This window comes from Ulvibacter sp. MAR_2010_11 (assembly GCF_002813135.1).
Lineage (GTDB): Bacteria > Bacteroidota > Bacteroidia > Flavobacteriales > Flavobacteriaceae > Altibacter.
In genome coordinates, this window is the sequence record NZ_PHTY01000001.1 from 2,156,862 (window position 1) to 2,178,041 (window position 21,180).

The 21,180-nt window shown below is 38.9% G+C and carries 27 protein-coding genes; 8 read left to right on the top strand and 19 right to left on the bottom strand.

The window, feature by feature from the left end:
* Positions 1-48 precede the first annotated feature (48 nt).
* Positions 49-1,011: a thioredoxin-disulfide reductase gene (trxB, locus tag ATE92_RS09855; protein WP_100803544.1), complete on the top strand. Its 963-nt coding sequence runs from the start codon at positions 49-51 to the stop codon at positions 1,009-1,011.
* Between the two features lie 58 nt (positions 1,012-1,069).
* Here the strand turns inward: trxB and ATE92_RS09860 are convergent, their stop codons facing one another.
* The 7 genes from ATE92_RS09860 to ATE92_RS09885 form a co-directional block, all read right to left on the bottom strand.
* Positions 1,070-1,522, bottom strand: coding sequence for a hypothetical protein (locus tag ATE92_RS09860; RefSeq protein ID WP_100803545.1), 453 nt, complete (start codon positions 1,520-1,522; stop codon positions 1,070-1,072).
* An 86-nt stretch (positions 1,523-1,608) separates the two neighbouring features.
* Entirely contained in the window at positions 1,609-2,094 is a 486-nt protein-coding gene (locus ATE92_RS09865; RefSeq protein ID WP_100803546.1) for a nuclear transport factor 2 family protein, read from the bottom strand.
* 86 nt (positions 2,095-2,180) lie between these two features.
* Positions 2,181-2,903: a head GIN domain-containing protein gene (locus ATE92_RS09870; RefSeq protein ID WP_100803547.1), complete on the bottom strand. Its 723-nt coding sequence runs from the start codon at positions 2,901-2,903 to the stop codon at positions 2,181-2,183.
* A 17-nt stretch (positions 2,904-2,920) separates the two neighbouring features.
* Positions 2,921-4,666: a PspC domain-containing protein gene (locus ATE92_RS09875; RefSeq protein WP_100803548.1), complete on the bottom strand. Its 1,746-nt coding sequence runs from the start codon at positions 4,664-4,666 to the stop codon at positions 2,921-2,923.
* The gene (locus ATE92_RS09880; RefSeq protein ID WP_100803549.1) at positions 4,663-5,001 is read right to left on the bottom strand and encodes a PadR family transcriptional regulator; all 339 of its coding nucleotides are present in this window, start codon (positions 4,999-5,001) and stop codon (positions 4,663-4,665) included. Before ATE92_RS09880 ends, ATE92_RS09875 begins: the two co-directional genes overlap by 4 nt.
* Before the next feature lie 84 nt (positions 5,002-5,085).
* The gene (locus ATE92_RS14040) at positions 5,086-5,262 is read right to left on the bottom strand and encodes a hypothetical protein (RefSeq protein ID WP_157809608.1); all 177 of its coding nucleotides are present in this window, start codon (positions 5,260-5,262) and stop codon (positions 5,086-5,088) included.
* Positions 5,246-5,746, bottom strand: coding sequence for a DUF4870 domain-containing protein (locus ATE92_RS09885; RefSeq protein WP_100803550.1), 501 nt, complete (start codon positions 5,744-5,746; stop codon positions 5,246-5,248). Before ATE92_RS09885 ends, ATE92_RS14040 begins: the two co-directional genes overlap by 17 nt.
* A 133-nt stretch (positions 5,747-5,879) precedes the next feature.
* Here ATE92_RS09885 and ATE92_RS09890 point away from each other — a divergent pair, with 133 nt between their 5' ends.
* Together ATE92_RS09890 and ATE92_RS14160 are read left to right on the top strand one after the other, a co-directional pair.
* Positions 5,880-6,335: a DUF4442 domain-containing protein gene (locus tag ATE92_RS09890; protein WP_100803551.1), complete on the top strand. Its 456-nt coding sequence runs from the start codon at positions 5,880-5,882 to the stop codon at positions 6,333-6,335.
* A 188-nt stretch (positions 6,336-6,523) separates the two neighbouring features.
* Positions 6,524-6,721: a hypothetical protein gene (locus ATE92_RS14160; RefSeq protein WP_100803552.1), complete on the top strand. Its 198-nt coding sequence runs from the start codon at positions 6,524-6,526 to the stop codon at positions 6,719-6,721.
* 53 nt (positions 6,722-6,774) lie between these two features.
* Here ATE92_RS14160 and ATE92_RS09900 read toward each other — a convergent pair whose 3' ends face one another.
* The 8 genes from ATE92_RS09900 to ATE92_RS09935 all read right to left on the bottom strand — a co-directional run bounded on the left by ATE92_RS09900 (position 6,775) and on the right by ATE92_RS09935 (position 14,279).
* Positions 6,775-7,710, bottom strand: a complete 936-nt coding sequence (locus tag ATE92_RS09900; RefSeq protein WP_100803553.1) for a LysR family transcriptional regulator — start codon at positions 7,708-7,710, stop codon at positions 6,775-6,777.
* 52 nt (positions 7,711-7,762) lie between these two features.
* On the bottom strand, positions 7,763-7,912 hold the full coding sequence (locus tag ATE92_RS14045) for a hypothetical protein (protein WP_157809609.1): 150 nt from the start codon (positions 7,910-7,912) through the stop codon (positions 7,763-7,765).
* Positions 7,913-8,140: 228 nt separating this feature from the next.
* Entirely contained in the window at positions 8,141-9,472 is a 1,332-nt protein-coding gene (locus ATE92_RS09910; RefSeq protein ID WP_100803555.1) for a DUF58 domain-containing protein, read from the bottom strand.
* Positions 9,473-10,471, bottom strand: a complete 999-nt coding sequence (locus ATE92_RS09915) for a MoxR family ATPase (protein WP_100803556.1) — start codon at positions 10,469-10,471, stop codon at positions 9,473-9,475. It abuts the gene before it with no gap.
* The gene (locus ATE92_RS09920) at positions 10,458-11,648 is read right to left on the bottom strand and encodes a DUF4350 domain-containing protein (protein WP_157809610.1); all 1,191 of its coding nucleotides are present in this window, start codon (positions 11,646-11,648) and stop codon (positions 10,458-10,460) included. The genes ATE92_RS09915 and ATE92_RS09920 overlap by 14 nt, the downstream gene beginning before the upstream one ends.
* A gap of 19 nt (positions 11,649-11,667) precedes the next feature.
* Positions 11,668-12,456, bottom strand: coding sequence for a DUF4129 domain-containing protein (locus tag ATE92_RS09925; RefSeq protein ID WP_100803558.1), 789 nt, complete (start codon positions 12,454-12,456; stop codon positions 11,668-11,670).
* Positions 12,457-12,460: 4 nt separating this feature from the next.
* The gene (locus ATE92_RS09930; protein ID WP_100803559.1) at positions 12,461-13,330 is read right to left on the bottom strand and encodes a hypothetical protein; all 870 of its coding nucleotides are present in this window, start codon (positions 13,328-13,330) and stop codon (positions 12,461-12,463) included.
* Positions 13,308-14,279, bottom strand: a complete 972-nt coding sequence (locus tag ATE92_RS09935; RefSeq protein ID WP_100803560.1) for a stage II sporulation protein M — start codon at positions 14,277-14,279, stop codon at positions 13,308-13,310. The genes ATE92_RS09930 and ATE92_RS09935 overlap by 23 nt, the downstream gene beginning before the upstream one ends.
* A gap of 37 nt (positions 14,280-14,316) precedes the next feature.
* On the opposite strand from ATE92_RS09935, the gene ATE92_RS09940 reads away from it, so the two are divergent.
* Both ATE92_RS09940 and ATE92_RS09945 read left to right on the top strand, forming a co-directional pair.
* The gene (locus tag ATE92_RS09940; protein ID WP_100803561.1) at positions 14,317-15,036 is read left to right on the top strand and encodes an RDD family protein; all 720 of its coding nucleotides are present in this window, start codon (positions 14,317-14,319) and stop codon (positions 15,034-15,036) included.
* Entirely contained in the window at positions 15,033-15,656 is a 624-nt protein-coding gene (locus ATE92_RS09945) for a trimeric intracellular cation channel family protein (protein ID WP_100803562.1), read from the top strand. The genes ATE92_RS09940 and ATE92_RS09945 overlap by 4 nt, the downstream gene beginning before the upstream one ends.
* On the opposite strand, the gene ATE92_RS09950 is transcribed toward ATE92_RS09945, so the two are convergent.
* The gene (locus tag ATE92_RS09950; RefSeq protein WP_100804411.1) at positions 15,643-16,398 is read right to left on the bottom strand and encodes a peptidylprolyl isomerase; all 756 of its coding nucleotides are present in this window, start codon (positions 16,396-16,398) and stop codon (positions 15,643-15,645) included. The two genes, ATE92_RS09945 and ATE92_RS09950, sit on opposite strands and share 14 nt — an antisense overlap.
* Before the next feature lie 3 nt (positions 16,399-16,401).
* Between ATE92_RS09950 and ATE92_RS09955 the strand changes: the two genes are divergently transcribed.
* Together ATE92_RS09955 and ATE92_RS09960 are read left to right on the top strand one after the other, a co-directional pair.
* On the top strand, positions 16,402-17,043 hold the full coding sequence (locus tag ATE92_RS09955; RefSeq protein ID WP_100803563.1) for a CoA pyrophosphatase: 642 nt from the start codon (positions 16,402-16,404) through the stop codon (positions 17,041-17,043).
* Positions 17,044-17,118: 75 nt separating this feature from the next.
* Positions 17,119-17,922: a 1-acyl-sn-glycerol-3-phosphate acyltransferase gene (locus ATE92_RS09960; RefSeq protein ID WP_100803564.1), complete on the top strand. Its 804-nt coding sequence runs from the start codon at positions 17,119-17,121 to the stop codon at positions 17,920-17,922.
* 301 nt (positions 17,923-18,223) lie between these two features.
* Here ATE92_RS09960 and ATE92_RS09965 read toward each other — a convergent pair whose 3' ends face one another.
* Positions 18,224-18,871 carry a hypothetical protein gene (locus tag ATE92_RS09965; RefSeq protein ID WP_100803565.1) on the bottom strand — a complete coding sequence of 216 codons (648 nt, stop codon included), beginning with the start codon at positions 18,869-18,871 and terminating at the stop codon, positions 18,224-18,226.
* A 5-nt stretch (positions 18,872-18,876) separates the two neighbouring features.
* Positions 18,877-19,371 carry an RNA polymerase sigma factor gene (locus ATE92_RS09970; RefSeq protein ID WP_100803566.1) on the bottom strand — a complete coding sequence of 165 codons (495 nt, stop codon included), beginning with the start codon at positions 19,369-19,371 and terminating at the stop codon, positions 18,877-18,879.
* A gap of 124 nt (positions 19,372-19,495) precedes the next feature.
* Between ATE92_RS09970 and ATE92_RS09975 the strand changes: the two genes are divergently transcribed.
* Positions 19,496-20,770, top strand: a complete 1,275-nt coding sequence (locus tag ATE92_RS09975) for an NAD(P)/FAD-dependent oxidoreductase (RefSeq protein ID WP_100803567.1) — start codon at positions 19,496-19,498, stop codon at positions 20,768-20,770.
* 9 nt (positions 20,771-20,779) lie between these two features.
* Here ATE92_RS09975 and ATE92_RS09980 read toward each other — a convergent pair whose 3' ends face one another.
* Positions 20,780-21,142, bottom strand: coding sequence for a hypothetical protein (locus ATE92_RS09980; protein ID WP_100803568.1), 363 nt, complete (start codon positions 21,140-21,142; stop codon positions 20,780-20,782).
* Positions 21,143-21,180: the final 38 nt, after the last annotated feature.

Here is a 21,180-nt window from a genome sequence, read left to right on the forward strand (position 1 = left end):
TAAAGTTACTACTTTTACATTCTTAAAAATATTGAAGAATACACAATTATGTCTGATACAATTGAAAGAATAAAATGCCTTATAATCGGGTCCGGACCTGCGGGCTATACTGCTGCCATTTATGCGGCCAGAGCCGACTTAAAGCCGGTGATGTACACAGGAATGGAGCCCGGGGGTCAATTAACGACCACTACCGAAGTTGATAATTTCCCTGGTTATCCCGAAGGAATTGACGGTCCTACCATGATGGTGCAATTGCAGCAACAAGCCGAACGCTTTGGAACTGAAGTGCGTATTGGGATGGTAACCGCAGTAGATTTCAGCGATGAAATGGGAGGGATCCATAAAATTACAGTGGACAATGCAACACATATAGAAGCCGAAACCGTTATTATTTCTACGGGAGCCACAGCAAAATATTTAGGCTTACCGAGTGAACAACGTTTACGAGGTGGAGGAGTTTCTGCCTGCGCCGTTTGCGACGGCTTTTTCTATAAAGGTCAGGATGTAGCGATTGTTGGAGGAGGGGATACCGCCGCCGAAGAAGCTACTTATCTCGCTAATATTTGTAAAAAGGTAACCATGTTGGTGCGTAAGGATCATTTAAAGGCATCTAAAGCCATGCAACATAGAGTTACTGCTACCAAAAATATTGATCTTCGCTATAACACCGAAGTTGATGAGGTGCTAGGTGATATGGTAGTTGAAGGATTACGTATGGTTAATAACGAAACCGGAGAAAAGGAAGAAATAGCCATTACCGGACTATTCATTGCCATTGGGCACAAACCCAACACCGACATTTTCAAAGGTCAGTTGGACATGGATGCCACCGGGTATGTAATTACCAAAGGGAAATCTACCAAAACAAACAAACCGGGAGTTTTTGCCAGTGGTGATGTACAGGACAAAGAATACCGACAAGCAGTTACCGCAGCCGGTACAGGTTGTATGGCAGCACTGGATGCAGAACGTTATTTAGTATCGGTGGATAGTGAAGTGACCGCATAACCTATCTTCTACAATACTATGTATAGAGCACTTGAATAATCCTATTTAAGTGCTTTTTTTATTCCTTCGTAAAAGTGAGAAACTGCATCGTTCCGTCGCTACTTTCATCAAAAAGTTCCACTTTATTTTGCGTAGCCATGGTAATATGCCAATTGTCTGTCAAATCATTAAATAAATTGGATTCAGAAAAAACCAGAATAAGCTCTTCGTCATTTTCAATACCGTCGTCATCTATTGAATCATTAGAAGCATCTTCATAAGACCAAGTTCCTGCGGTACTTAAAATGTCGTTGGAAGCAATTACGGTTCCGTTAGTATCAAAATTAAATGAAAAACTTGAGAAGGAATTTGTTTGGTCGGAGTTGTCGTAAAAAAAGTAGGTTATTTTCCAGGTGTCTTTTGGCAGATCGGTGACAATGTTTGCATTGGGGTTGTCGTCATTTGTGCTTTCGTCGTTCGAATTACAGGAAATAAATAGTAATACTGTTATTACCGCTACAATTATTTTCATGAGGAGTTTTTGTTTTTAACGCAGCATATTTGAAGATATTTCAATAATGTAGGGTTTTAACGTGTAAAACTGAAATTGAAAATATTTTAGGGTGCTACATGATCAAAACTCAATATTCTCGAAAGTAACCATTCTTCATTTATGAATAACCAAAGATGTGTAAACTTTGCTGTACTGCCTTTGGTTTCAGGTTTTCCTTTGGGTTTTTCAAAAAAGCGATGTTCTCCTATCTGTATGGCACCATAAAGCACTCCATTGTTGTATAGCGGAAATACTTTTAAACTACCTTCAAGTAACTCACGTCGCGAAACATAGTCATCTTCTTTGCAAATACCATTCTTTGTAATTTCCAGAAAGGCTTCTTTCGATTTGAGGATACCTCCCAGATCGTGGTAAAATTCGAGATCATCGGTGACCAATACTTCAAATTGAGACAGGTCACAGGTGTTAAAACCAATATCGAATAGCAGGCTATCCTTGCTTTTTAATGTTTTAAATAGTTCGGAAGTTTCCTCAACCTGTGCAATTAGAGAAGCCGATAGTAAAAGAATGAAAAGACTTATAAATTTCATGATTATACGTTTTTTGTGGTTAAAAAAACTCCAAAGCCATGGAATAACTTCGGAGTTCTTCAGAGTTGGTTATGCATTAATTGTTTTTACATTTTACGAACGCTTCCGGACTTACTTCCGTTATTAGTCACTGCGGAAGGGTTTCCGTAATAATTTACATCGCCGCCGCTCGAAGCATCGGCTTTAAGACTTTCTTTTACGTTTACGGTAATATCTGCGCCACTCGAAGCATCTGCATTACAATTAAGAACCATCAGGTTTTTGGCGTTGAGGTCGCTCCCGCTTGAAGCATCTGCAAATAATGATGATGCTTTTCCACTCACTTTTATATCGGCCCCGCTACTGGTTTCAACATAGGCTTCCTTTGCGAAAATTTCCACTTCAAGATCGGCACCACTGCTGGCATCCAACGATAGTACTTCACTTTTAACCACCGAATTTGCAATGACATCGGACCCACTCGAAGCCAAAATTTTATCTAAACTCACATAGGTAACATGTACTTTTTTAGCTTTCGATCTTCCTATGCTTTCGGTGGTAGTGATGGTGAGTCTTCCATTATGAATTTCGGTTTCTATTATCTCCATCAGGTTTTCATCGGCTTCAACTACTACTTTTTCTTCGGCACCTTCAGATAAATACACGTCCAGACCCGCACTTCCTTTTACCTCGTGGAACGGGCCGTTTAGAGGCCGCTCTTCGGTGGTTACATGGCCATTTCCGTCTACTTGTCCCAGTTGCAGATTAAAATTGCAGGAGGACAGTACCAGGAGGGTTATTAATGCGATTGTGATATTGATTGATTTCATGCTATTCTATTTTATGGTTAATTTCCTATTTTAATTTTTAAGGTGTCCTTTTCATCGGCCACGTTAATCTTTATACCGTCTTCGTTGATGATAATATTATGCGCGTCGCCGTCGTCATTCCATTCGCTTTCTAATTCATCTTCCCAGTCTTCATTGTACGAATCACCTTCCCAGTCTTCGGTTTCATTTACAGGACAATCCAGACATTCGGTTTTGTTTTCAAGAATCCTAATGTAATGAAATTCCTGTCCGTTGTTTAGAATATCACGATGGTGTGAGCTATTTCTATGGAAGGAGTAAGTATTTTCTTCGGCATAAAGAATCGTTCCCACAGGTAAGTACATAATTACCTGAACCTCCTGATTTCGGTACTTGTTGTCTATGTTGGTTAAAAAATAGCCATCCAGTAGAACAGAATTATTATTCGCCGAAAAGTTATAGTTGATGGCTTCCGCTCTCTTCTTGGCTTCTAACAAACTTTTCCCTTCGGCTGTTTTTTCCACAACTATTTTTCCAATAGAATCACGAGTGGAACGAATTATAAGTCGAACATCGTTGGAATAGATAATCTTTTCGTCATTTTCATCGTACTTAATTTCCACGCCGCCGCTTCTTCGCACGTTATACTCGTAGTGCTTATTGGCGACCATAGCCAATCTCAAGGTATCACCGGTGTGAATGGATAAGGCTGTTTCTTCAACAAATTCTCCGTTATACGCCTGTTCGGTTGCCTGACGGATTCCTAAAATCCCCAGTCCAATAATGGATAAAAACCAAACTGCCAGTAAGATTATTTTTGCAGGCGTGCCAATCGATTTTAAATTATCGATTAACAATTTCAGTCCCAAAATAAAGAGGACGAAAAATGGAATACCTACCGCCAATAATACTAATAAGGAAATAAGCCAGATTGGGGCATTTGTGGTATCTACCAATGCAATGTAATCCATTACTTCTCCATGTCCCCAAAGATCTATGGAGCCAAAGGTGAATAAACCAACAATGAGTCCGATGAGGGTCGATAAAGAGATTATAATTAAAATCACTCCAATAAATTTGACAAATATTTTAAGGATTGTTAGAAGGATACTACCGAGGGCATCGAAAAAACCGGTTGTCCCGCTTTTTACTCTTTCCCCGTATTTGTCATAGTCAACGCTTTTTACTTTATCGGCAACTGTATCATATCCTTCCTTGAACTTTTTTTCAATATTCGAAATATTGATGGGTTCTCCTGTCATTTTTAGCTTGTCTGAAGTACTTTCAGCAGCAGGAACCAGAATCCAAAAGAGGATATAGATTACAATAAAAATTCCACTGGTTAATAGCGTAAGTAACACCCATGAAAGTCGGATCCAAATAGCGTCTATACCTACATAGTGTGCAAGACCGGAGGATACACCCGAGATAAATTTATTGTCGATATCTCTAAAAAGTTGCTTGTGCGATGTGCTTTTTCTGGTTTTGGCAGTTGAAGGAGTATCTTCGAAGATTTCTTCATCTACCATATAATCTTCGGGTTGTCCCATCACCTTAATGACGGCATCCACTTCCTTTAGGGTGATAACATGAGAACTACTTTCCAGTTTTTCTGAAAAAAGTTCGGCAATACGCGCTTCAATATCTCGCAATATTTCGTCACCGCCCTGTGGATCGGATAGCGATTTCTTTATCGCGTCCAGATAGCGTGATAATTTTCCGAAAGCATCTTCGTCGATGTGGAAAAATGTGCCTGCTAAATTTATGTTTACTGTCTTGTTCATTTTGTAGTTTTTTCGCTAGTTACTCTATCTACGGCCTGTTGCAATTCACTCCAGGTTGTGTTTAATTCTTTTAAAAATAGTTTACCGGTCTCGGTAAGGTCATAATACTTGCGTGGCGGTCCGCCGGTCGATTCTTCCCAGCGATACGCTAATAACCCTGCATTTTTAAGGCGGGTTAACAGCGGATAAATTGTCCCTTCCACAACAAGCAATTTTGCGTCTTTAAGAGTTTCCAGAATGTCACTTGTATAGGCTTCTCCATCTTTTAGAATGGAAAGGATACAAAACTCCAGTACTCCTTTTCGCATTTGCGCTTTTGTGTTTTCGATTTTCATCTGTCTTACTTGTTTTTAATCTTTCAAATACAAATTACCGAATTTCCATTGTTGTGGTGGTAAATCGCGTACTTCTGCATTTGTTTAATTTGTTTGAAATAACTGTTCGTCTTTGATGATGTAATACGCTTCAATAGTGGGTAAACCATTTTCACAGTGAATTATTTCTGCCTTAGAAGTTTCAACAGTTGCATTGGAAAACCCTACTCCCGATAGTAGATTCATTACTACCGCTAACAAAATACTAACTAGTGTGCTCATCTTTTGATTGATTTTCGATGGTTGTTTTAATAAATGGTATGCTTAAAGGGTATTTGTACAACTCTCCTTTTGCGGCTTTTACTGTTGCAGATACTACGGCGTATAATTCTAAAACGAATAGCCCGAATAGTAATAAGGCAACTAAGCAAAAAAGTAATGCATATCCGCCAAGGTTTTTTATTTCTGAAAATCTAATTTCATGTGCTCTGTGATCGATTACATCAATAAGCGAAATAAAATCGGTGGCAAATATTATAAAGAAGGGGAGACAAATGAGCCCGATAATTACAGTGTACATTAGGATACTCAACTGAAAATTAATTGCCTGCTTTCCGTGACTGTCCACAAATTCTTTCTCCTTATTAAAGGTCCACAATAAGAGTGGCGCAAAAAAATTGGCAAAAGGAAAAAAGTACTTAAGAAAGGTAGAGAGATGTATTAAAGCTCCTACGTTTTTTTGATTTTCTGAAATTGTTGTTTCCATTGTTCATTATAATCTTATACAAATATATGTTTAAAAAAAGGTATTATGTTACGCATAGTACTGAAATTTAACAAAATGTTAACATTTAGGTGAAGTAATAGAAATGTAATATCTTAGCCGAAATTCTCCTGAAATGCCTCTAAAACCTAGTCAGATAAACACTTTCTTATTCCTCAAACTTCCTTCGGCTTTTTTTTGTGGGGTCCGACTTAAAAGTATTTCAGAAACAAGTTGTACTACCACCGTAAAACATCGCTGGATCAATCAGAATCCGTTTAAATCTATTTTTTGGGCAGTGCAAGGCATGGCAGCCGAATTGAGCACAGGCGCTTTGGTAATGAGTTATATAAAAGAATGTAACAAGCCAATTTCTATGCTGGTGGCTAATAATAAAGCCACTTTTAATAAAAAAGCAAAAGGAAGAATCACTTTTGAATGTACAGATGGCATCCTAATAAAAGAAGCCATCAATGCAACCATTGCGTCGGGCGAAGGTCAAACCTGTTGGATGAAATCTGTGGGTAAGGATGCGGCAGGAGACATTGTTTCCGGTTTTGAATTTGAATGGACTGTTAAAATTAGATCTTAATACTTATTTAAATGGCTTTATTTGCGCTACTTACCACGTTTTTGATTGGTTTTTAACATTTTCTTTAAGATAATTTTAAGAGTTATAAGACATTTCAATAGGTTTTTTTGTTATCTTTAGACAGCTTAATCCTAAAAATACTGCCTATTACAAACACTACTTAACCTATCATTTAATTCAATTAAACTATGGCTAGAGCAATGTATGATTACACCAAGGCTGTACTTGCAAAAGTAAGTTTTGATGTAAATTTGTTCTGTAAGGAGTTGAAAAAGGCGATGACTAGATTGCTTCCCTACGAGATAGAGGAGCTTAAAATCTGGGTTGATTCTCTAATCAAACAGAACCCCCAATTAAATCAGTGTTTAATCTATTTAAATCCATAAAAAAACCCTCCTTGAGATAATCGAGGAGGGTTTTTTAATTAGATAGTGTAGCACTACTTTCTCGGACTTATAATCTTAACGTCCTGGAAGGCAATCGCACCCCTTATAACGGCTGCTATCACATCGTATAACGAATTGATAATTTGCAGCTTTAGTTCACTCTTACTGTAAATTAAGCTAACCTCTCTTGCCGGTGACGGATCGCTGAAATAGCGTAAATGATTTTTTTGCTTTTCTGAAATATCCAAAGTATGTAAGTAGGGAAGGAGCGTCATTCCCAGCCCTTCGTTGGAAAGTTTGATCAACGTTTCAAAACTCCCGCTTTCCAACTGAAACGTATCACTTTTATTTAATTTAGAGGCTTTGCACAAATTAATTACTCCGTCCCTAAAACAATGGCCGTCTTCCAATAATAATATATCCCCCAAGTCTAAATCGGAACCCTCTATTTTCGTTTTTGAATACAAACGGTGACTCTCCGGGACATAACCCACAAAGGGCTCGTAATACAATGCCCGTTCCTTGATCTTGTCATGATTTAAGGGTGTTGCCGCAATAGCGGCATCCAAATGGCCGTCTATAATTTTATGAATTATTTCATCTGTGGTGAGCTCTTCTATTTTTAATTGAACCTTTGGATATCGGTTGGTAAATGTTTTTAAAAACATAGGAAGCAGAGTGGGCATTACTGTAGGTATAATTCCCAGTTTAAATTCCCCACCAATAAATCCCTTTTCCTGATCTACCACATCCTGCATACGATCGGCTTCGTTTACAATATGCTTCGCCTGATTCACAATTTTTGCACCTACTGCGGTTAATTCTATAGGTTTTTTGCTTCGGTCGAAGATTTGGATATCCAATTCTTCCTCCAGCTTCTGGATTTGCATACTCAGCGTAGGTTGTGTTACGAAAGTTTTTTGAGCTGCTTTTGTAAAATTCTGGTGCTCGGCTACTGCCAGGACATATTTAAGCTGTGTGATTGTCATGTCGCATATCGTTTCGACAAAAATACAATATTCATAAATAAAATTTATTGATTTATCTTAAGAATAAGTTTTTGTCTATAAAAATCCCAAATCCCAAATCCCAAATCCCAAATCCCAAATCCCAAATCCCAAATCCCAAATCCCAAATCCCAAATCCCAAATCCCAAATCCCAAATCCCAAATCCCAAATCCCAAATCCCAAATCCCAAATCGTAAATCGTAAATCGTGAGCAGTGAACAGTGAGCAGTGAGCAGTGAAGAGTGAACCGTGATTAGTGAATCGTTTAATTAAACTTTTATTTCTAAAATCTAAAATCTAAAATCTAAAATCTAAAATCGCAAATAGTGAGCAGTGATCAGTGAAGCGTGAACCGTGATTAGTGAATCGTTTAATTTAACTTCTATTTTTAAATTCTAAATTCTAAAATCCCTAAAGCATCCCCTTCGCCTTTATTTCCAAATACTTGTTGATGGTGTTTACAGTAAGGTCTTCGGGAGATGTAAGGACGGTTTGAATGCCTCGCTGTTGTAATTCTCGAACCATGAGTTTTTTATCGAATTCGAATTGCTGGGCGATGGTTTTGTCGAATATTTCGGGAATGGTAGTCGCTTCGGCTTCACTTAATTGTTGTAATTCGGAATTTTCAAAAAAGATAACAACCAACACATGTTTTTTTGATATGGCCTGTAAATAGGGCAATTGTCTGTGTAAGGATGAGATATGTTCGAAATTGGTGTACAACAACAACAAACTTCTATGTGTAATCTTTCGCTTTACAACAGACTGCAACACCCCGAAGTCTGAATCCAAAAACTTGGTATCCACATTATACAGGGTATCCAGAATAGTGTTGAGGTAGGTCTTTTTGGCTTGCGCCGGAAGAAAACTTCCAATTTTGTTCGAAAAATCCACCATACCTACTTTATCCCCTTTTTTTAAAGCGATGTTCGAAAAGGCCAACGCGCTGTTAATTGCAAAATCAATCAATTTCAATCCGTTAAAAGGCATCTTCATCACACGACTTGTATCGATTATGGAATACACAGGTTGCATCTTTTCATCCTGAAACTGATTCACCATCAACCGATTGTGTTTTGCTGTAGTTTTCCAGTTGATGGTTCGCACATCATCACCAATCACGTATTCCTTAATTTGCTCAAACTCCATGGTATGCCCAATTCGCCTTATTTTTTTAAGACCAATATGAGATAAGCGGTTGTCGATGGCCAGAAAGTCGTACTTCTTCATTTGTACAAACGAAGGATACACCTTTACCATTTGCGCCTTGTTAAAGGTATAGCGTCTGCGAATGAGACCTAAAACAGTGGAAACATAACAGTTTAAATTCCCAAAAACATACTCACCCCGTTCTACAGGACGTACCGAATATTGAAACGTATTTCTATGCTTCCCCTGAACCGAAATTTGTCTGAAAAAATCCCGCTTCTGAAATTGTACCGGTAATTCGTCTATGATGGAAATTGTAGCCACAAAAGCATATGAATTACTCAATTGAATCAAAACCTCGTTTTGATCGCTGTTCGAAAATTTTTCGGGTAGTATTCGCTCGGCATTTAAGCCATGAATGCTGTAAAGCATGCTTAATTCGAGTATCATTAAAACAATCAAAATTAGAACCAGTACCCAAACTATTCCGTACAATCCGGGAAACCAATAAGACACCAAAAACAGCACCGAAAGGCAAGCCAGCACGTAAAAGAATCGTGGTGTTAGGTATAGGGATTTGATTGCTTTAAACACTTAACGAGGTATTTCTATGGATTGAGCTATCATATCGATTACTGTTTCGGGCGTCATACCTTCCATTTCACGCTCGGGAGAAAGAATAACCCGGTGACGCAGTACCGGCGCCAAAGTTCGTTTAACATCGTCCGGAGTAACAAAATCACGACCATTGATCGCCGCCATGGCCTTTGCAGCATTCATAATCGCCAAGGATGCTCTGGGGGAGCCGCCTAAGTACAAATGTGGATGATTACGAGTTTTGTCAACAATTTGAGCGATATAGCCAAAAATTTTCTCTTCAATTAAAATTTCCTGCACCTGCGCACGGAACGTTTTCAATGCTTCCGGAGTAAGAACCCCTTCGATTAAATCTTCGGGAATAGCAAACTTTCTATCGTGGTGCGACTTTAAAATGGATATTTCATTTTCCAGAGTAGGGTAGCCCACTTTTATTTTGAAAAGAAAACGATCTAATTGTGCTTCAGGCAAGGCGTACGTACCTTCTTGTTCTATAGGGTTTTGTGTGGCTAACACCATAAAGGGATATTCCATAAGATAACGGTGTCCGTCCATGGTAATTTGCCGCTCTTCCATTACTTCAAACAAAGCAGCCTGCGTTTTGGCAGGTGCCCGGTTAATCTCATCGATTAAGACAATATTCGAAAAAATAGGACCCTTTTTAAATTCAAACTCTGAAGTTTTCATATTCAACACCGAAGTCCCTAAAACATCACTCGGCATCAAATCCGGTGTAAACTGAATTCGGCTGAAATCTGTTTTCAATGTTTTGGCAAACAGCTTGGCCGTAATGGTTTTTGCGATCCCCGGGACGCCCTCAATAAGCACATGACCTCTGGCCAACAGACTTATAATAAGCAATTCGATAAAATCTTCCTGCCCGATAATTATTTTACCCAGTTGTGCCTTGATGGCATCGACGGCAGCTTTTAATTCGTCCAACGGAATTCGGTTGTTAAAGTGAAGTTCTTCGTTTTGTGTTTCAGGATTTTCCATCGATTTTCTTTTTATAGGATGTAATTTCGTTGTTCAGTTTTAGCAGTTCCTCCTGTGAGGTAGTAGCCTGATGTTTTATTTTTTCGATAAATGTAAACAGATTTTTGGTGTCTTCCACAGTATTGCCGCTACGTGCGGCTACTGCCGTAAAAAAACGGGTGTTTAATTGTTCAGTAGAAATTCGTAATCGGGTTCTTATAAACTCAAAGAATAGCGCAATCTGTTTTTGGGCTATTTCATGATTTTCACGTTTGTCCAGGTACATACCTGCTATGGTTCGGGTGTATTCATAGGTCTTGTTGGTAAGCGGTTTTATTATTGGGATACTGCGCTGCTTGCGTTTTCCTTCAAAAAGCACAAATAAAAAGGTTCCAAGGAGCACAAAATAGTAAGCCCACTTGAGGTATTTATTGTTAAAGATGAGATAGAGCGGTGAAAGATTTACACGTTTCCCCGATTTGTAGTGTTTGTCCCAAAAAATTGTGGTGTCATTATTAATATACGACAGTACATTTTGAGTATGAGTCGCATTATTTTCAGAAAGCAAAAAGTAGTTGGAAAATATTTCAGGCTGATTGTGAATATAAAACGCTCCTTTACCTACCGGAGCTTTGATAAAATTGACCAGTGGTTTTGTAATTTCAAGCGTGTCATTGAAAGCTTGTGAAACTCCTAAAACGGTGTGGGATAGGGTATCGATTTCTTTAAAATACCGCACCGGAAAGTCACGCGGAATGTGATAGGGTTTTTCTTCTTTGAAATTTGAATTTACAAGCTGAAGCATGGGTTTGGTACCCAACCTGCTTGGAATCCATGCGTTTTGCATTTCCAACTGCAGGGTGTCCAATAATACCCGGCTGTGGTAATTGGCGGAAAGAAAGGCGGTGTTTCCCTTTGAAACCCAATTGAGCAGACGCTCCATTTCGGCTTCTTCGAAATTTAGCTGATTATTAATAAATAGGTAGGTTCCTTTCAATCCTGAATCCTGTAGTTTTTCGAAAGGGGATTGGGTTACATCGTGCAGATCTGATTGTAACCTATCTTCCAACAAATTATACATAACAAAGGTCCCAAGCGGAATTTTATCATCGCTGTGATAGCTGGGAAACCAGTTAACGGGAACCGGTTTGGTTGCTTCCAAATACACCAAAGCTCCCACCATAAGCAAGAGAGCCAAAAACGCTATTTTTTGAAATTTAGTCAAGGGCTTCAGGGATTTGGTGTTCGAGTTTGGTAAAGGTCTGTGCCGCCTTTTGGTAGTCGGTTTCAGTTACAGTAAAATTACCATACCATATATAATCGTACAGCAGCGTTGCCTTTCTAAACTGAAAGTTGATGTCTTCCGAAAGGATTTCAGCTATATAATCGCTATTCGTTTTGTCGAATTCGTATTCAATGAGTTCGGCGTTGCTCAGTTTTTTCAGAATTAATAAATAGTAATACCGCACTGCAAGCCTATAATCATGATTTTCCAAGGCTTTTTGAATAAGATTTTTGATGTCTTTGGTCCTAATGATTTCCTCCTCTTCGGTAAAAAAGACGTCGGGAGCTGCCTGTGATTTTAAAATTTTGGCACCCGGGTTCAGGCGATAAAACAACCATACAACAAAAAAGATAATTCCTGCTATAATTAGGTAAGGCAGGGCTTTAATTACTGCAAACCAAAAAGGGCTGTTTGCATAATCGGGAAGCAACCAATCCCAGAATTTATACCATAATTCGCGAAGCCACCGCTTAAATTGTGCCCACCAATTGTCCTCGTCTGGCTTAATCTCGGTATAGTCAAAGGCCTCGTCATTTTTAAAATTTTCGAGGGTTTCTCTATTGAAATCCATGGGAGTTACCTCACTATCTGTATCGTATTGCACCTTCTTTTCAACCGAAGCTTCGGCTAAGTTTGTTGGCTGAGGCACTTCAAGCGAATCCTGTGCATGTCCTTCAGAAAAACAGCAGAGCAAAAACAAAAAAAGAATTCGATTCAGCATATAATTACTCCTCCCTATCGCCTATAGATTCAATGGTTTCAATAGTACCGGTAAAGTTTTTCTTTTCATTTAAATTATAATAGATAAGGGCGGTGGTTATTGCCAAAATAGACTGCAATAAGTATTGTGCGATAATTCCAATGGAACTCAGCGCCATATATACCCAATCGAACATTTCACCAGTATCTGCCGATACGGTTTCGGACATAGCAAAACCTTTTATAAAGAAGTAAATATATTGAGGTACCTGAAAGATTAATAAAATCACATAGTATAAGATTCCAATAACCAAAAAGGTAGCAAAGGTTATCCACCATTCGCTTTTTATAAGTTTGAAACTATAGCTGATGCTATCGGTAACGTCTCGTTTCTCGAAAACATGAATAGAATAGGTGAGTGCCAAAACTACCGCCAGATAAATCCCGGGAATTAGACAAAAAATTAAACCAACTCCAACCATTAATGCGACAAGAATACTTAACCCTAAGAGACTCCAGAAGTTTTCTTTTACGCCAGCAGTTACTTCTTCATTTAAAATTACCCCATTATTTTTTACATACGATTTTATGGCATGGAGAACAGTACCATATAACAACGCATAATAGGCCATTGCTGAAACCAACAACAGAAATAATGCAAGGATAAAATTCCCTGTGAAGCTTTCCATAGATCCTCCTAATCCTATACCTCCCAAGCTTCCCAGCGTAGACTGCATGTAATACACATAGGCAATTACCAAAACCAACAAGGCCGGACCTGCAATTTTAAAAATGAGCCCGAAGAGTTGTTTGCCGCTGCCTCTTAAAAATGCAAAGGTGTCGGTTAAAATATTTCCTAACTCACGTTGTTTCTTAAACTGTACTTTCTCGTTCATATTTCTTTTTTAGCCGAATAGGATAAATAACATAATAGTATAAAATAAGGGATAAAGATCCGCCAATGATAAGGACTGCCAACCAGTCGGGCATTTCGGTATGCCGAGTTACAAAACCTTCCAAAAACCCTGCAATGATAAAAAACGGAATGGTACTCAACAAAATTTTAATTCCGTCTTTGGCACCTCTAATAAAGGATTGTCGTCTTGTATAGGTTCCCGGAAACAATATGCTGTTACCCAACACCAATCCGGCGCAACCTGCAATAATGATTACCGAAATTTCGATGGTTCCGTGTATCCAGATAGTACGTGCCGACTCCCATAGTAAACCCTGATCGTAAAAAAAATACTGAAACGATCCCAACATTATCGCGTTTCGCATTAAAATAAACAATGTTCCGAGACTCAGAAAGAGTCCGAAGGAAAAAGCCAACAGCGCAACTCTAATATTGTTAATGGTAATGCCCAGGAACATGTTCACCTCGCTCATTTCTTTATAGACCGCCATGGGATCTCCTTTTTCAATGTTGTTCAGCGTCATATTTACATAACCGTCGCCTAAAATGAGTCTAACAAAATTACCGTCTGTCGCAGCAGAATAAGCTCCAATCACCGCAAATAATACAAAGGTGATAAAGGCAATAAGCAACTGCTTGTGGTATTGTGAAAAAAACAAGGGAAATTCCTTGGTATAAAACGTTATAAAACGCATTCTGGATTCGCGCTTAGTCTTGTATATTTTTTGATGTGCCAGCGCCGAAAGGCCGTTTAAATAGCGCAATGTGTTGCTCTGCGGATAAAATGTTCTGGCGTAGCTTAGATGATCTGTAATTTCAATATACAACGCACTCAGTTCGTCGGGATGTATTTGAACATTATTCCGAAGAACACTTTCAAATCTTAACCATTTGTCTTTATTTTGTTTCGCAAAGGCAGCTTCGCGCATCGGATAGCAATTGTTTAGCCTCAAAGAAACATATTTAATGGATAATTTTCAAATAGAAACCGCTCAAAATGTCAACATTTCGCAAAATGTGGCAGGCGTGGGAGAGCGTATTTTGGCCTACCTGATCGATTCGGCGATTATTGTTATTTATGTGATTTTGATTATTGTTTTATTCTCATGGATGGATCTTGTGGATGATGAATTTATTTTCATCCTTTTTATGACCTTCGGACTGCCAATTTTCCTGTATCATTTGCTGTGGGAAACCTTTTGGAACGGGCGTAGTCCGGGAAAACCAGCGATGAAACTACGGGTTGTAAAGATGGACGGATCTAAACCGGCATTTTCCAATTACTTTATAAGATGGTTGCTGCGACTTATCGATGTTAGCATTACCAGTGGAGCATTGGCGGTAGTTACGGTTTTATTAAACGGAAAAGGACAACGTTTGGGAGACATTGCCGCAACTACTACCGTTATTACCGAAAAGAAAACCGTGAGTTTTGCCGAAACACTGTTGATGGATTTGCCGGAGGATTACAAACCTACCTATCCGCAGGTTACTGTGTTTACCGATCATGAAATGCAGACCATAAAAAATGTGTTCACCCAGGCCAAATTTAACGGCAATCACAATATAATTTTAAAATTATCCAATCAGGTAGCAAAAGTTATGGACCTTAGCGCCGATGAAACGCCAATTAGTTTTTTGGACAAGGTCATTAAAGATTATACCTACTATACACGAAACATGTGAGTTTATTTTTAATCATAGACATTTTAGGAACAATTTCGTTTTCAATCTCGGGCGTGTTAACTGCCCTAAAAAAACGAATGGATCCCTTTGGGATATTAATCATTGCCTTTGTCACAGCGGTGGGTGGAGGAACGCTTAGAGATGTTTTGATAGATGCCGACATTACCTGGATGCGCAATCTTACATTTGTGTATGTTATTCTGGGATCGGCTGTGTTTGCTGTTGTATTAAGAAGGTGGTTGGGGTATATACGCCGCTCATTGTTTTTGTTCGATACCATTGGAATTGCTTTGTATACGGTAGTTGGAGTAGAGAAGGGGATAGCGGCGGGATTCCCACCCATCATTTGTATTGCTCTGGGTACTATGTCGGCCTGCTTCGGAGGGGTAATTCGGGATATTTTATGTAATGAGATTCCTATTATTTTCAGAAAGGAAATTTACGCCACTGCCTGTATTTTAGGTGGAATCGCTTATTTTTTATTGCTGAAAACGACCCTAACCGAAGATTTTGTGGTAATTATTTCGGGAAGTATTGTGATTACTGTTCGATTACTGGCAGTGGTCTTTAAATTGTCGTTGCCCAGTATTTACACCAAAAAAGAACTCACCGAAGAATAATCCCTTTTATATAGACATTTTGCAAGGGCCAGTCGCCTTCATCGGCGGGTAGGTTTGCAATTTTTTCCACAACTTCCATCCCTCGGACGACTTTCCCGAAAATAGTATAGCTTTCGTTGAGGTGTGCGGAGGAAGTTTGCGGTCCCAGAAAGATAAAGAATTCGTAAGGCATGGTGCGATTATCGGGGTTTTCACGGTATTCTTTAGCACCGCTTAATGTGCCATAGGTGTGATTTCTTCCGGGAATTATCTCGGCCGGTAGTAGATACGTTTTTCCAATTTTATTGCGCTTACGTACCGTGGCTACATTATCGCTGTTCCCGCCCTGAATTATAAAATTTTTAACCACTCTGTGAAAGTAGGTCCCATTAAAATAACCCTGCTTTACCAAATAAATAAAGTTGGCTCTGTGCAAAGGCGTGTCTTTGAAAAGTGCGATTTCAATTTCTCCGTGCTGGGTCTGAATGGTCGCAGATGTTTCAGGATTATTATTGCCGTAATCGGTAAAAAAGGAAACGGCATTTTCATTGGTAATTTCGGTTTGAGGATTTTTTGAAGATTTTTGTGAAATTGCTACGGAATCTGTTTTTAATAGCACACTATCGTTTTCTGTTTTTGATATAACACTGTCCTTTTCTTTTTTTGAAGCGATTGAAGTTGTTTCTTCGGAAGCCTTTTTAGTATCTTCACAACTTGCGAACAAACCAACCCATATAATTGCTAATCCCAGTAGATACCTCATAATATGCATTTTCACGATTTTGAAAAACAGATTGTAAAAGTAACAAATTTGGAATTGCCGGGAGAAGCCATTCAGCTTAAAATGGCTCCCATTGAGCGATTATTGGAGTTAAAAAAGATTGCCAGACAGCAAACAAATCCAAGAAAGGCGGGTGTTATGGCATTATTTTATCCTTCTGAAGCCATGGAAACCTATTTGGTGCTTATTCTTCGGAAAACATATAAAGGCGTGCATTCTGCGCAGGTGGGATTTCCCGGTGGTAAAATGGAAGAAGGGGATGCGTCGTTGCTCGAAGCAGCGTTACGAGAGACAGAGGAAGAAGTTGGTGTTTCGGCCAAAGCCATTTCAGTACTAAAAGAACTCACCGAAATTTATATCCCGCCAAGTAACTTTTTTGTACAACCCTTCTTGGGCTTTACAACTACTACCCCAAATTTTGTACCCGAAGCCAGTGAGGTAGAAGCCATTATTGAAGTTCCCTTTAAGCATTTTATGGATGACAGTGTTTTGATTACCAAAACTTTGTCTACTTCTTACGCAACCGATATTGAAGTTCCCGCATTTTTGCTAAACGGGCACGTGGTGTGGGGAGCAACTGCCATGATGCTGAGTGAGGTGCGTGAATTGTTAAAGCAGCTGGAATAAAGGGCTAATTTTAGTATCTTTGAAGTTCGGTTATTTTTTAATGAAACTGAATAATACTCACAAGGAATAATTTTTATGGGGCTTTTTAAACGAAATCCATTCGGACATATTTTATTTTTAAAACGATGGTTGATTCGTATTCTCGGGGCGCTTACTCACAGACGTTTTAAGGGATTCAATACGCTTGAAATAGACGGCAGTGAAATCATCAAAAATCTCCCCGACAACAACGTATTGTTTGTTTCCAATCATCAAACCTATTTTGCAGATGTAGTGGCCATGTTTCATGTGTTTAATGCCGCGTTGAGCGGCCGTGAAGACAATATTAAGAATATCGGTTATCTATGGAACCCTAAGTTGAACATTTACTATGTTGCGGCAAAGGAAACTATGCAGTCCGGGTTTTTACCTAAATTATTGGCCTATGCGGGATCTATTAGTATTGAACGTACGTGGCGTGAAAAAGGACAGGATATAAACAAGCAGGTAAAGATGAGCGATGTAAGTAATATCTCAAAAGCATTGCAAGACGGCTGGGTGATTACATTTCCGCAGGGAACGACCAAGCCATGGAAACCTATAAGACGCGGAACTGCCCACATTATTAAAAAGAACAAACCATTGGTGGTTCCTATAGTTATAGACGGCTTTAGACGTTCGTTCGATAAAAAAGGGCTGCGTACCAAAAAGAAAGGAATTCTTCAATCCATGGAAATTAAAGAACCCTTAGATATTGACTACGAAAATGATACCATGGATCAGATCGTCGAAAAGCTGGAATATGCTATCGAGCAACATCCTTCGTTTTTAAAGGTAATTCCGAGGGAAGAAATTTTAAGCGAAGAGGAGTTGAACAAAGAACGGCAGTGGCGTTACTAGGCAAAAGGAAATAGGGAGAGAGGAAAAGCCAAAAAGGGAAAATATTTTGCTTACAGCTTAGAGTTTTCAAATCCCAAATCGTGAAGAGTGAGCTGTGAGCTGTGAGCCGTGAGGTGAATACTTTAAGCTGTAAACTTAAAACTGTAGACTGTAATTTGCGAATAGCGATTAGAAAATAGTGTATTTTATTCAATACTCAATACTCAATACTCAGTACTCAATACTCATTACTCATTACTCATTACCCATTACTCATTACTCATTACTCATTACTCATTACTCATTACTCATTACCATCCAACTACATTTCAATCTTCTTAAGTTCACTGTAATTATTGCGCAAACGTTTCAGTAGTATTCCGTAGATTAACCGATAGAAAAGTAATAATAGCGCTATCATAATAATACCACCTATTAACTGACTAATAAAAAAGACAGACGTAAAGCTTTCCGGTGGAATGGCGGCGTAGCCCTTATAAGTCTCAGTCATTAATTGGTACAATTCATCTTTCTTGGTGTAATAAAACAGGTTTACCCCAATAAGTAATAATACAGAAACTCCGACATTGTAAATTACAAAGTATTTAACGGTACGTCTGGTATTTAAGATGGTTTCCATAAGCCCTCCCACCGAATCGGTTACTTGTATGGTGCGATAATTTTTATAGAAAAGAAATATAAAAAAGGCAAAAACCGTATAATTAATAATATTAATGACCAGAAAGGCCGTCTTTAAGCCGATGGCTTCGTTAAGCTCTTTGCTGGATTCGGGGACTAAAAATGCCAAAATGGTCCAAAAGATAATTTCACCTATACTAATTAAGAAAATCCATTTTACGATAGAAGAGGACTTCTTTAATAACATTCGGTATATATCCTTGTAGGATAATTTTGGGAATTCCATCTCCCTAGTCTGCCACTGCTTTTTTAATAACTCTAATTCATCCATCGGGGTTACGGATTTAAAATTGTTCTTAATTTTTCCTTTATTCTGTTCATCTTTACGCGGGCGTTTACTTCAGTAATACCCAGTGTTTGTGAAATTTCTTTATAGTTTTTGTCTTCTAAATATAAAAATACCAAGGCCTTGTCTATATCATTCAAATCCTTTACCGCACTATACATCAATTTAAGTTGCTCTTCTACGGTATCGTCATAGGCTTCAGATGTAATTTTAAAACTTACACCCTCAAAATCCTGTGTTTTGATAGATCGTTTCGATTTTCGGTACAGCGTAATCGCAGTATTCAATGCAACTCGATACATCCATGTACTAAATTTTGAATCTCCTCTGAATTTCGGAAACGCCCTCCATAATTGAATGGTAATTTCCTGAAACAAATCCTTGTGCGAATCACTGTCATTGGTGTACAAACGACATATTTTATGCACAATGTTTTGATTCTCTTCCAGCTGGGTTACAAAACTATGTTCAAGTTCTTTGGTCAATGGTTCTTGGTTGGTTATCGAATTAGTGTTTCTCTTTTCTTCTTTGTTACAAAAATCCTAAAAATTAAAGGATTTATAGGCCTTTAAACGCACAAATCGTACCTTTGCAGTATAAGACATCTTCATGAATATTCCCAAATCACAGCTTCCGCGAATTGTTGTCATAGGCGGCGGTTTTGCAGGTATTTCACTTATCAAACAACTGCAAAAGTCACCCCTGCAAATCGTTCTTTTTGACCGCCACAACTACCATACTTTTCAACCGCTTTTATATCAGGTTTCCACCGCAGGTTTGGAACCGGATTCTATTGCGTATCCGCTTCGGAAGATATTCAGGAAGCATCCCGATTTTCATTTCAGACTGGCTGAAGTCCTCTCAATTAATGCTGAAGAAAAGTATGTGGAAACTTCAATAGGTAAACTTTCTTATGATTATCTGGTCCTCGCAACGGGAACGCGTACCAATTTCTTCGGAAATAAAAATATTGAAGAGAACAGCATGCCTATGAAGACCGTTCCGCAGGCATTGGACATTCGCAGTTTGGTGTTGCAAAACATTGAAGCAGCCGATATCTCGGACAATAGCGAAGAAAAAAAGAGACTTTTAAACTTTGTAATAGCCGGGGCAGGCCCTACCGGTGTTGAAATGGCCGGTGCCTTGGCCGAATTTAGGAAAGGGATTTTAAAACACGACTACCCCGAACTTGATGAAAACGATATGTGCGTGCACTTATTGGAGGGTGCAGATAGGGTACTGTTGCCCATGAGTCCGCAGGCCTCAAAAAAAGCTCAAAATGCGTTAGAAAAGTTAGGAGTAAAAGTACACCTCAATACGTTTGTGGAAAATTACGACGGAACGGTAGTGACAACCAAAGATGGTAAAAGCTTTACCACAGCAACCTTTATCTGGGCTGCCGGTGTTACCGGTGCGCCGGTAAAAGGGATAGAGGCTGGTGTAGTCGCAAAAGCCAATCGGTATAAGGTGAATACTTTTAATGAAATTGACGGATACAAAGGAATTTTTGCTTTGGGCGATATTGCACTAATGACTTCAGAAAAATATCCTTACGGTCATCCTCAGGTTGCCCAACCCGCTATTCAGCAGGGAAAGCATCTTGGGAAAAACATAAAACGTATGCTTGCAAATAAGGAAATGCTTCCATTTTCGTATTTCGACAAGGGGACTTTAGCCACGATTGGACGAAACAAGGCGGTAGCCGACATTAGCAAGTTTCACATAGGTGGTGCCTTTGCCTGGTTTATCTGGATGTTTGTACATCTTTGGTTTTTGGTGGGTTTCCGAAACAGGGTAGTGACATTCTTTAATTGGACCTACAACTATATTAACTACGACCGTGCCGCACGTTTAATTATTCGTCCGTTTAATAAGAAAAAGTAGTACCTGAGACTATTCTACCTTTACGCGTATGGGACCGCCGTTGCTAACCCATCCACCACCAATTTCATCGATGTTGACATCGAGCTCATCACTGGTGTCAATACTCTTAATATTCACCTTTACTTCGTCGTAGGTATCTACACTTTTCAAGTTGACATTCAACTCGTCATAAGTATTGATATCCACAATGCGAACGTCCATGGTGTCAAATTCATTTATGGGGACTAATCTGTATTTTGTTGAGGTTTCGACAGCTCCTTTGTTTTCGGAAGCGTAGGCAGCCGGAATTAATTCAAATTCTTTGACAACATTGATGGTAAGACAAAGTGCAATAATAGTTAATACAGCTTTGGTGTAGAAATCTGTTTTCATAGTAAAAGGATTTAATGAGACAATGACTAAGTGAAGAT